Origin of the sequence: uncultured Chitinophaga sp. (genome assembly GCF_937874145.1) — a bacterium.
Taxonomy (GTDB): Bacteria; Bacteroidota; Bacteroidia; order Chitinophagales; family Chitinophagaceae; genus Chitinophaga.
On sequence record NZ_CALNBI010000437.1, the window covers coordinates 1 to 10,513 of the forward strand.

Consider the following 10,513-nt stretch of genomic DNA (forward strand, 5'->3'; position numbering starts at 1 on the left):
AGCGCATCGCCCAGCGTGTGCACCGGCTGACCTGCCTGCTCGCCGCAGGGCTTGAGGCGCGCGGCATCGTGCGGGTCAATCAGCATTTCTTCGACACCCTGACCCTGGAAGTCGGCGGCGCGCAGACCATCGCGGATGCGCTGGAGTTTTGCTTCTTCCAGCAGCCAGTATTCGATGTCGAACGCCTCCTGCCGGGGCAGCGAAGTGTACGCCGATACGGCTTCGGCTCCGCGCATCACGTTGATGGCGTTGATATAGAATTCAGCGGCTACGCGTGCCGTCTGTTTGTCTTTTGCAAAGGTGAACATACCAATTCCCGGGCACAATATCACCACAGGATTCGGATCGCGCATGGCCGGGCTGTTGGGATGTTTGCAGGCGCCGTAATAATCCGCGTACATTTTCCGGTATGCTTCGAAGGCGGCTTCCAGCTTTGTGCGGTCTGCCGCCGTTTCGGGATGCACCACCAGCGGGCTGATTTTGGTGCGCAGGAAGTGGTCGGGGCAGGAGGTGCCGAGGGGCGCGAGGCGCTCCAGGTCGTTCGAGTGAATGAACTGCAGCACGCGCTCGTCGTCGGTGAAGTGGCCGATCATCCGCTGGTGCGATGAGGCAAGCCCCCTGAGCACGGGCGCCAGCTCCGCCGCCTGCGCGAGCCTTTCTGCTTTGGGGAGCGCTTCCATGCGGGGGCCGCCGAATACGGGGCGCGCCTTGCCGGGGTTTTTCTCCAGGTATTCCGCACACTGCTCGATTACTTCCAGCGTGTTGATATAGGATTCGTAAGCCGTATCGCCCCAGGTGAAGAGCCCGTGCGAGCCGAGCATGATGCCGCGGATGCCGGGGTTTTCGTCGAGGCAGGCCTTCAGCTGCAGACCGAGGTCGAAGCCCGGGCGCTGCCAGGGCACCCAGCCGATCTTGCCGTTGAACAATTCTTTGGTGATCTGCTCCCCGTCTTTCGCTGCGGCGATGGCGATCGCGGCGTCCGGGTGCAGGTGGTCGATATGTTTGAACGGCAGGAAACCGTGCAGGGGCGTATCGATGGAAGGTGCTTTGGATTTGAGGTCGTAAATGCAATGATCGAAGAGCGCTACCATTTCGTCTTCCATCTGCATGCCTTTGTAGATATTTTTCAGGCTGCGGAGGCGGTCCACATACAGCGCGGCGAGGCCGCTGCGCTGGAGCGTGCCGAGGTCGCCGCCGGAGCCTTTCACCCACATCACTTCCACAGGCTTGCCGGTGAGGGGATCCGGCGCGGTGGCCTTGCAGCTGGTGTTGCCGCCGCCATAATTGGTGAGCCGCAGGTCAGCTCCCAGGAGGTTGGACCGGTAGATCAACAGGGCCACTTCATCGCCGGCCATCGCGGCGGCTTTGGCCTCATCCCATAAATAACTTACATGTTTGAATTGCTTCGTCATCGATCAATTAATTTTCAAGTGAAGTGCCGTACCCTACCAGCATGACAGACAAAATAATCGTGGCGATTCCCGCCAGTACCGTCCGGTAGGTTTTGGGGGACACGCCTTTCCATTCTTTCAGCGCAAACCCCCATAACGTGGAAATCAGAATGATAAAGGCCATGTGGAGGATCCACGAGCCGGCGCCGTTGCCGAGCTTGCTTTCTCCCATACCATAGAAGAAAAACTGCATGAACCAGGTGGTGCCGGCCAGGGTGGAAAAGAAGTAATTCGCGGCCAGGGGCGTCCCCTTGTTCGTATAATCTTTAAAAGAACGGTTGCGGGCGTTGAGGATCATGCACCAGATGAAGTTGGTCGTCAACCCGCCGAGCATGATCACGACAAAAGTTACGTTGTTGGCGAAGAGCGGATTGGCGCCGTTGGCCACCGCTTCCTTGCCCATGGAGCCTCCGGCGGAAATCGCGAAGCTCATGCAGGCACTGAGGATGCCGGAGATGCTGGCCACGGTCAAACCTTTCTTCAGGTCGAATTCGCGGATATTTTCCTGCTTCTGGTCGTCGGTCAGCTCCTTTTCTTTCCGCATCCCTGCTTTGCCGCTGATCATGATCCCGAGCAGGCAAACCGCCACGCCGAGGAGTACGAACACGCCGCCGTGGGTGCTGATCATCGCGCCGAAAGTATGTTCGCTATCCGCCATAATGCTGCGGTAGATCGGGGGAATGAGCGCGCCGAAGGCGGAACAGAACCCTAATGCCACGGCCATCCCGAGGCTCATGCCGAGGTAGCGCATGGACAAGCCGAACGTCAGCCCGCCGATGCCCCAGAGCACGCCCAGGAAGTACGTCCAGAACAAGGTGGCGCCGTCGGTGTTTTTGATGATGTCCATGAACCCCGGCACGGTGAGCCATGCCGCGATAAACGGAACGATCAGCCACGAAAAGAGCCCGCCGGTGATCCAGTAACTTTCCCAGCTCCAGCCCCTGACTTTCTTGTATGGCAGATAAAAACTTCCGGAGGCGAACCCGCCCAGCAAATGGAAGAACAATCCCAGGATAGCATTCATAAAACGTGGATTTTTGTAAGTGACTCACAAAATATGCAAAGCGTCCGGAATCACTGTCATGCCCCGTCCTGCCTGTGTTTTTTCAATTATTTCACTACTTTGGGAGACGTTATGAAAACACCAGACATCCTCCGGCATATCGCCATCGACGACTTCTCCGCCACGCCGAAATACCAGCAGCTGGCCGACGCGCTTTTGCAGGCGATCGGCGAGGGAAAGATCAAGCAGAACGACATCCTTCCATCCATCAACGAGCTTTCCTACAAGCTGGACATCTCGCGCGACACGGCCGAGAAATCGCTGAAGCTGCTGAAGGCCCGCGGGATATTGGGCTCCGTGCCGGGGAAAGGATATTTCGTGCAGCAAACGGGGCTGCGGCAGCAGTTCAAAATCCTGTTGCTTTTCAACAAGCTCAGCGAGCATAAAAAAATCATCTACGACGCCTTCGCCGGCAAACTGGGCGACGCGGCCAGCATCGACTTCTATATCTACAACAGCGATTTCGGGTTGTTCAAAAAATTGCTGCAAAGAAACCTGTCGGAATACACGCATGTGGTGATCCTCCCGCATTTCCGGGAGCGCGTGGAGGTGGAGGAGTTGCTGAATGACATCCCGCGGGAAAAGCTGATCCTGCTCGACAAAAAGCTGAAGGGGGTAACGGGCGGTTACGGGGCGGTGTACGAGAATTTCCGGGAGAACATTTACGAGGCGCTGGAGGCGTTGCGGGAGCGGCTGGAGCATTACCAGGCGCTGACGCTCATTTTCCCGGAGAACTCTTATTACCCGGACGAGATCCGCGACGGGTTCCTGCAGTTCTGCCAGGATTATGCGTTCCCTGCGCGGGTGGTGCATGACCTGACGGCGGGTGGCGTGCGGCCCGGGGAGGTGTATATCAACCTGCGGGAAAGCGACCTGGTGGAGCTGATCGGGAAGACGCGGGCGCAAGGGCTGACGCCGGGGAAGGATGCGGGGATCGTTTCGTACAATGAAACACCGCTGAAACCCTTTATCCTGAATGGTTTGACGACGATATCGACAGACTTCCAGCTGATGGGCGAGCTGGCGGCGGGGATGATCCTGGACGGGGCGCTGTCGCAGGTGGAGGTTCCCTTCCGTGTGACGCCACGGGCTTCGCTCTGAAGCCATCCATGCTGATGTTTCCTTATATGAGCTGCCGTAGGGCATAAATTCACGAAAACGCGCTATCTTCGCGCTTCGCCGGCAGTGGCATTTTTTTACAAACCGTTGAGATCTATCGCTTTATCCAGGGCCTGACTTGCGTCGGGGGGCTGGCGGGAGTGATATTCTGTCGGTCTGACGGCCCTCCCGCCCTGCTAAAAAGGCAGGTTTCCCGTACTGCGGGGCCGTGGCACAATCTTGGTTGGCAGGATTGGGCACGGGAAACAGCAAACAATATTTATTTTCTGTGTTTTAATATTAACAAAAAGCAAAAATGGCAACCGTAACCAGAGAGAACATTGGTTTATTAAATGATAAGATCACTGTGAAAGTGAGCCAGGAAGATTACCTTCCGAATTTCGAGAAAGCTGTCAAGCATTTTTCCAAAACAGCCAACATCCCTGGATTCCGGAAAGGCCAGGTTCCCGCCGGCATGATCAAGAAAATGAGCGGCCAGGCGCTGTTTGCAGACGAAATTCTGAAAACGGTGGAAAAGGAACTGATGACTTACATCCAGAACGAGAAACTGGAGATCTTCGCCCAGCCCCTCTCCCTTGAGAATGAAGCAAAGAACTTCGATTACAATAAACCTGAAGCATTCGACTTCGCTTTTGAAGTAGGCCTGAAGCCTGCTTTCGACGTGGATCCCCTGCTCGCGAAAACTTCCCTCACCCGCTACAATGTAAAGGTGACCGACGAGATCGTTGACCAGGAACTGGACCGCCTGCAGCTGAAAGGCGGCAAATCCAGCGAGCCCGAAACCGTTACCGGCGAAAACAACGTGCTGAACCTCGAGTTCATCGAGACGGACAGCAAAGGCAACATCGCAGAAGGCGCCGAGAAGAAGGAAAACTCCCTCCTCGTGAAAACCTTCGCCGCTGCCGCGCAGGAAAAACTGATGGGCAAGAAAGTAGGCGACACAGTGGTGTTCCAGCTTTCCAAAGCTTTCGATAAAGACCGAATCGAATACATCACCAAAGATCTCGGCCTGGCCAATGATAAAGACGCTGCGAAAAAATACTTCCAGCTCACCATCACCAAACTCACCCTGATCGAAAAGCGCGAACTGAACGAGGAATTCTTCAACGAAGTATACCCCGGCCAGAACATCGCTACCGCTGAAGCTTTCCGCGAAAAACTCCGCGAAGAGATCGGCAAGTACTGGAAACAGGAAGCTACGAACCACCTGCACAACGACCTGTTCGAGACGCTGGTGCACGAAACGCCTATCGAGCTTCCCAAAGACTTCCTCAAACGCTGGCTGCAGAAAGGCGGCGAAAATCCGAAAACGGAAGCCGAAGCAGAACAGGAATACCCGAACTTCGACCATCAGCTGCGCTGGACACTCATCAGCGACAAACTGATCCGCGATAACAAACTGGACGTTTCTTTCGACGAGCTGAAAGACAACGCACGTACCAAACTGATGTCTTACTACGGCCTCGGCGGCGAGCAGGCGGAGTGGATGGACAGCTACCTGGAGCGCCTGCTGCAGGATGAGAAGTATGTTGACCAGACGTATCGTGAGCTGATCACCCAGAAGCTGTTTGATTGGGCTGAAGCCAAGGTGAACGTAAAAGAAGAGGAAATTACTGCAGAAGAATTTGTTAAATTACCTCATAAACATCACCATCATGAACATTAATAACGAATTCCGGAAATATGCGATCCACCACAGAGGAATCAGCAGCCTGGTTGTAGATAGTTACGCCCGTAGCTCGAATTTCAACGCGCTTACCCCCTATATCCTGGAGGAGCGTCAGCTGAATATGCAGCAGATGGACGTGTTTTCCCGACTGATGGCCGACCGTATCATCTTTTTGGGTGACCCGGTGAACGACTATGTGGCGAATGTGATCACCGCACAGTTGTTGTTCCTGGAGTCTGCCGACCGCAACCGCGACATCCAGATGTACATCAACAGCCCCGGTGGCTCCGTATATGCCGGTCTGGGTATCTATGATACCATGCAGATCGTTTCGCCCGACATCGCCACTATCTGTACCGGTATGGCCGCCTCCTTCGGCGCCGTGCTGCTGGTAGCCGGCACGAAAGGCAAGCGTACCGCCCTGAAGCACGCCCGTGTGATGATCCACCAGCCACATGGCGGTGCGGAAGGCCAAACTTCCGACATCGAGATCACGGCACGTGAGTTCGTAAAGCTGAAGAAAGAGCTGAACGAAATCATCGCCGGCCACTGCGGCCAGCCCGTGAAGAAAGTGGAGAAAGACGGTGACCGTGACTTCTGGATGACAGCCGACGAAGCCAAGGAATATGGCATCATCGACGACGTACTGGATAAAAATCCCCGTAAGAAAGCTGCGGAAGGCAATGGTACCGCCCAGTAACTTAGGGACAAACGCATAAAAAAGGCGCTTCTGAACGGAAGCGCCTTTTTTCTTGCCGCCTGTGTAAAAGACCGGTCGGGCCGTGCCCGGCGGCATTCCGGCCTATTTGCCCTTCTCAAACCCGCAAAAAATGCGTAAATTTGTACCCTTGTAAATCAGGCAAAAACAGCCTTACATTCAAAAAATCTGATAAATGAAAGAATCCAAGATACGCTGTTCGTTCTGCAACCGGAACAAAGACGAGGTGAGGATACTGATCGCCGGAGCGGAGGGCCATATCTGTGAAAACTGCGTGGCCAATGCACAGGAGATCATCGAGCAGGAACTGAACCCCGGCGGGGAGGCTCCCCGCAAAGCCGGCCCTTCGCACTTTGTACCCAAAGTGGCCAAACCGGTAGAGATCAAGCAATTCCTGGATGAATACGTGATTGGTCAGGACGATGCGAAGAAAATCCTCGCGGTGGCCGTTTACAACCACTACAAGCGCCTCAACCAACAGGTAACGGAAGATGACGTGGAGATCGAGAAGAGCAACCTCATCATGGTGGGCGAAACCGGTACCGGCAAAACCCTGCTGGCCAAATCCATCGCCCGTCTCCTCAACGTGCCCTTCACCATCGTGGACGCTACGGTGTTCACCGAAGCCGGTTATGTGGGTGAAGACGTGGAAAGCATCCTGACCCGCCTCCTCCAGGTTTGCAATTATGACGTGGAAGCCGCTGAAAGAGGGATCGTTTATATCGATGAGATCGATAAAATCGCCCGTAAAAGCGATAACCCGTCCATCACCCGCGACGTGAGCGGCGAAGGCGTGCAACAGGGCCTGCTGAAGCTCCTGGAAGGCACCGAAGTGCTCGTTCCCCCGCAGGGCGGCCGCAAGCACCCCGAGCAAAAACTGATCAAGGTAAACACACAGAATATCCTGTTCATCTGCGGCGGCGCTTTCGACGGCGTTGACCGTATCATTTCCCGCCGTATCCAGACCCATTCCATCGGGTTTACGGTGAACAAGGAACAGGAAGAGCAGAACCGCAAACACATCCTGCGCTACATCAATTCGCAGGACCTGAAGCAATTCGGCCTCATCCCCGAACTGCTGGGCCGCCTGCCGGTGGTAACCTATCTCAACACGCTGGACAAGGACGCGCTCAAAGCCATCCTCACCCAGCCCCGCAACGCCCTGGTAAAACAGTACAAGAAGCTGTTCAAGGTGGAAGGGATCGATTTCGATATAGAAGCCGATGCGGTGGATTACATCGTGGAAAAAGCCCTGGAATACAAACTGGGCGCCCGCGGCCTCCGCTCCATCTGCGAAGTGGTACTGGCCGACGCAATGTTCAATTTGCCCAGCACCAACGAGAAGACCTTCGTGCTCACCCGCGCTTATGCCGCGGAGAAGCTCGAGAAAAGCACACTCGTGGCCCTCAAGGTAGCCTGATCACCCGTTTCATCAACGATAAAAAAGCAACCCGATGCAAGAGCTCATCCAGCAAGTGAAAGATAAAGCCGGCATTAACGACGAACAGGCTGTAAAAGCCATCGAAGCCGTGAAAGATTTTGTGAAAAGCAAACTGCCCCCCATGATCGCGGGCAATGTAGACGTGTGGTTTGCCGGAATGGCAGGCGGCGCCCAACCGCAAAAGCCAGACGCCGCGGAAGATTTTCTGGATTAACATCAGGCGGCGCGGCGGATGCTGCGGCAGGCGTCTGAAACCAGACAATAAATGAAATCACGCGAATTCTGCGCAGCAGACACAAGCAACAAAAGCATATTCATCTTTTTTATACAGAGGCGCCTACCGGCGTCTCTGTTTGTTTATAATAATGTTCCAACTCCTTCGCGGCGCCTTTCCGCCGCGCCCTCCTGCCCAGGTACCTGAACAACCGGCTTTGCAGCCAGTAAGGCAAACCGGGCAGATACGTTTCACCGATATCCAGCAACAGGGCCAGGTGGCTGAACTTCAGGGGAAAGTCACCGGATGTTCGTTGCTGGGATTAAAAAACAGGTGACGTTCATATAACGCGACATCTGCCCTTCCACCCCTATCCAGGTGAAAAATTTCTTTTCCGACCTGCAGCCCCAGCGTTCCTTCCACCACCTCGAAATGTTCGCGGTAGGTGGTATGGTAATGCAGTCCGTTTTTACCGCCAGGCGCCAGCTCCACTTCCACCGTTACCCGGGCGCCGCGGGTTTCTGCGGCCGTTTCAAGGAAAGTGACCTTGTCACCGATCACCGGATTGTATATCGTTCTCGGGAGGGCCATAGTTACAGGGTTTTTAAATATCTGTACAGGGCGGTCAGCTCTTCATCGGAATATTTGTTGGTCATCTGCCAGGGCATGTCTTCGTTCTTAATGGCGCGGCCATCGGGCGTATTGCCTGTACGCAGCACTGCGATGAATTCCTGCTCCGACCATTTGCCGATATTGCCCGCGGTGGTGATATCCCGTACATAGACGCCGCCGGGAATGGGGCTTTCTCCGCCTCTCAGGTTAGGTTGGTGGCATCCGGTGCAGGACATGGAGAGATATTGCCCGTATTCGGCTGTAGGGCCTTTGGGAATGGGTTTGCCGGGCTGCCAGGCGTGGTCGATTTTCTCCGCGGGGATGAGGGGGATTTTATCCAGGGCGGAGAGTATGGTGCCGAGGGGGCCGAGGCGCGGCGGGGCCACTTCATGGTCGGCCGGAGGCGCTGCCTTGAGATAGGCGATGAGGGAACCGAGGTCCTTGTCCGTCATCCGGTAATATTCGTAGGAAGGCATTACCAGTAAGGATTTCCCATCTTTCCGGATACCATGGCGCAACGCCAGGATCCAGTCGCGGTCCGTGTAATCCGCCGTTTTGCTGCCTTTGCCGCGGGTGAGGTTAGTGCCGGACAGGGTGCCGATGGGGCCTTCGTCCATGAAAATTTTTCCGGCCATATCGGCGCCGTGGCAATCTGCACAGCCACGTGTTGCGTAGATATGCGCACCAGCCGCCACAGTGGCGGAATCCGAGGGAATTTCAAACATCCGTACTTCTACGTCGTAGATTTTGTCCCGTTTATTTTTCACCTTGATATGCATGGTGAAATAAAATATAAGTAGGCCCGCCACCAGTAAACCGATGATTCCGCCTGTCCATTTCAGTATTTTCCGCAACATAAGATTGATTATTTTTGTGGCATCAAAAGTAAGCCACCCTATAACCCCTGGTGGTACGCAAAACGGATTATACAGTACGACAAACGGATTTCGTTATGACCCCAAAAACTTCAATCGACGCGCAAAGCGTTGTTGCCACGCATGCATTTTTCATGGATCACGCCACGGTACCGGATCAGGACTACGCGGGCGACTGGGATCCCATCCAGGCCTTGCTTCACTTCCAGGTGAAAGCAGAACCCGGGCGCATTATTCCCCCGGCCGATGTTTCGCGGCTCCAGTCGGTAAAGGACTTCCTCCGCGAAAACTTCCTGGACCAACACCTCAGCCTGGGCTTTCTCTGCCGCCGCTTCGGGCTGAATGAATTCAAACTGAAAAAAGGATTTAAGCAATTATTCGGTAACACCGTGTTCGGCTATGTGCAGGAAATGCGGATGAAAACCGCGCGCAGGCTTATTATCGAAGAGAAAAGAAATGTAAATGAAGTGGCCGACTTCCTGGGCTACAGCTCCCCGAATCATTTTTCCGCCGCTTTCAAGCGCCTGTACGGCTTTCCGCCGGCGAAGCTGAAGGCCTGGCAAATGTGATCGTGAAAGCGGATAAAAGGCCGTATTACTCCTTTAGCGGGTGCAAATAAAAACCGCCCCGAGGGGGGCGGCTTCTTTTTGGAGTAAAATTTTCTCGATCTTTCTTAATGTTTAGGTTGATAAATTGGTAAGGAAAGTAATTAACTCAAATTTAACTTTCTGTTATCAATTTTCCATCACACTAAGGTGTAAATATTGAAAAAAAAGAAAAAAAGCATGACCCTGATCAGGAAGTCAAGTGATACACGCCGCTTTACAGTTTATCAAAAAATATACTTTGTGGATAAAAAGTTCGAAGATTGGGCGCTTACGATCTCATTTATGAGCGCTTTGTTCTCTTCTGTCTGCTTTGTAGCCACTAATGAACGGATCGAAAACGCACGTAAAGCATCGAAAACTGAGAGCGTAGCTTCCGCGGAATCCTTTCTCCCGGTGAACGGGAAGATGTCGGGACCGCGTTGACATTGGCAATTTATGTTCACGCGGCTCACCTGGTTCACCAGCGGATCGATGAGGGAAGCGAGCTCCGCCGCGTCGTTGGAGAACACGGCCACCTGCTGCCCGTGATCCGCTTCGATCAGGTACTGGATCGGCGTTTCGATATCATCGAAAGGTACCACGGGAATCACCGGGCCGAATTGCTCTTCGCGGTATAATTTCATTTTTTCGTTGACGGGATACACGATGGCGGGGAACACGAATGATGCGTTGGCCGCGCCGCCAAACGGGTTGATCACTTTTGCGCCGTTGGCCACTGCGTCCGCGACGCAACTCTGGAGGTA

11 protein-coding genes are annotated in these 10,513 nt (G+C 54.4%); 6 read left to right on the top strand and 5 right to left on the bottom strand.

The genetic code is table 11. The features are described 5' to 3' along the window. A partial coding sequence (locus Q0510_RS21035) for a bifunctional rhamnulose-1-phosphate aldolase/short-chain dehydrogenase (RefSeq protein WP_298716023.1) occupies positions 1-1,412 on the bottom strand: 1,412 nt, incomplete at its 3' end. 7 nt (positions 1,413-1,419) lie between these two features. Then, positions 1,420-2,475 (bottom strand): L-rhamnose/proton symporter RhaT, encoded by a 1,056-nt coding sequence (gene rhaT, locus Q0510_RS21040; protein WP_298716025.1) that lies wholly within the window; start codon positions 2,473-2,475, stop codon positions 1,420-1,422. 111 nt (positions 2,476-2,586) lie between these two features. Here rhaT and Q0510_RS21045 point away from each other — a divergent pair, with 111 nt between their 5' ends. The 5 genes from Q0510_RS21045 to Q0510_RS21065 all read left to right on the top strand — a co-directional run bounded on the left by Q0510_RS21045 (position 2,587) and on the right by Q0510_RS21065 (position 7,675). Continuing rightward, positions 2,587-3,615 carry a GntR family transcriptional regulator gene (locus Q0510_RS21045; protein WP_298716027.1) on the top strand — a complete coding sequence of 343 codons (1,029 nt, stop codon included), beginning with the start codon at positions 2,587-2,589 and terminating at the stop codon, positions 3,613-3,615. 313 nt (positions 3,616-3,928) lie between these two features. Further along, positions 3,929-5,299, top strand: a complete 1,371-nt coding sequence (gene tig / locus Q0510_RS21050) for a trigger factor (RefSeq protein WP_298716029.1) — start codon at positions 3,929-3,931, stop codon at positions 5,297-5,299. Continuing rightward, on the top strand, positions 5,289-6,002 hold the full coding sequence (clpP, locus tag Q0510_RS21055) for an ATP-dependent Clp endopeptidase proteolytic subunit ClpP (protein ID WP_298716031.1): 714 nt from the start codon (positions 5,289-5,291) through the stop codon (positions 6,000-6,002). The genes tig and clpP overlap by 11 nt, the downstream gene beginning before the upstream one ends. A gap of 193 nt (positions 6,003-6,195) precedes the next feature. Further along, positions 6,196-7,440: an ATP-dependent Clp protease ATP-binding subunit ClpX gene (gene clpX, locus Q0510_RS21060; RefSeq protein WP_298716033.1), complete on the top strand. Its 1,245-nt coding sequence runs from the start codon at positions 6,196-6,198 to the stop codon at positions 7,438-7,440. Between the two features lie 34 nt (positions 7,441-7,474). Next, positions 7,475-7,675 carry a hypothetical protein gene (locus Q0510_RS21065; protein ID WP_298716035.1) on the top strand — a complete coding sequence of 67 codons (201 nt, stop codon included), beginning with the start codon at positions 7,475-7,477 and terminating at the stop codon, positions 7,673-7,675. Between the two features lie 288 nt (positions 7,676-7,963). Here the strand turns inward: Q0510_RS21065 and Q0510_RS21070 are convergent, their stop codons facing one another. Together Q0510_RS21070 and Q0510_RS21075 are read right to left on the bottom strand one after the other, a co-directional pair. Beyond that, positions 7,964-8,266, bottom strand: a complete 303-nt coding sequence (locus tag Q0510_RS21070; protein ID WP_298716036.1) for a cupin domain-containing protein — start codon at positions 8,264-8,266, stop codon at positions 7,964-7,966. A gap of 2 nt (positions 8,267-8,268) precedes the next feature. After that, positions 8,269-9,144, bottom strand: a complete 876-nt coding sequence (locus tag Q0510_RS21075) for a c-type cytochrome (protein WP_298716038.1) — start codon at positions 9,142-9,144, stop codon at positions 8,269-8,271. A 95-nt stretch (positions 9,145-9,239) separates the two neighbouring features. Between Q0510_RS21075 and Q0510_RS21080 the strand changes: the two genes are divergently transcribed. Continuing rightward, a complete protein-coding gene (locus Q0510_RS21080; protein ID WP_298716040.1) occupies positions 9,240-9,731 on the top strand; it encodes an AraC family transcriptional regulator in 492 nt (163 codons plus the stop codon). 263 nt (positions 9,732-9,994) lie between these two features. Here the strand turns inward: Q0510_RS21080 and Q0510_RS21085 are convergent. Next, positions 9,995-10,513: aldehyde dehydrogenase family protein (locus tag Q0510_RS21085; RefSeq protein ID WP_298716042.1), on the bottom strand; the 519-nt coding region annotated here is incomplete at its 5' end.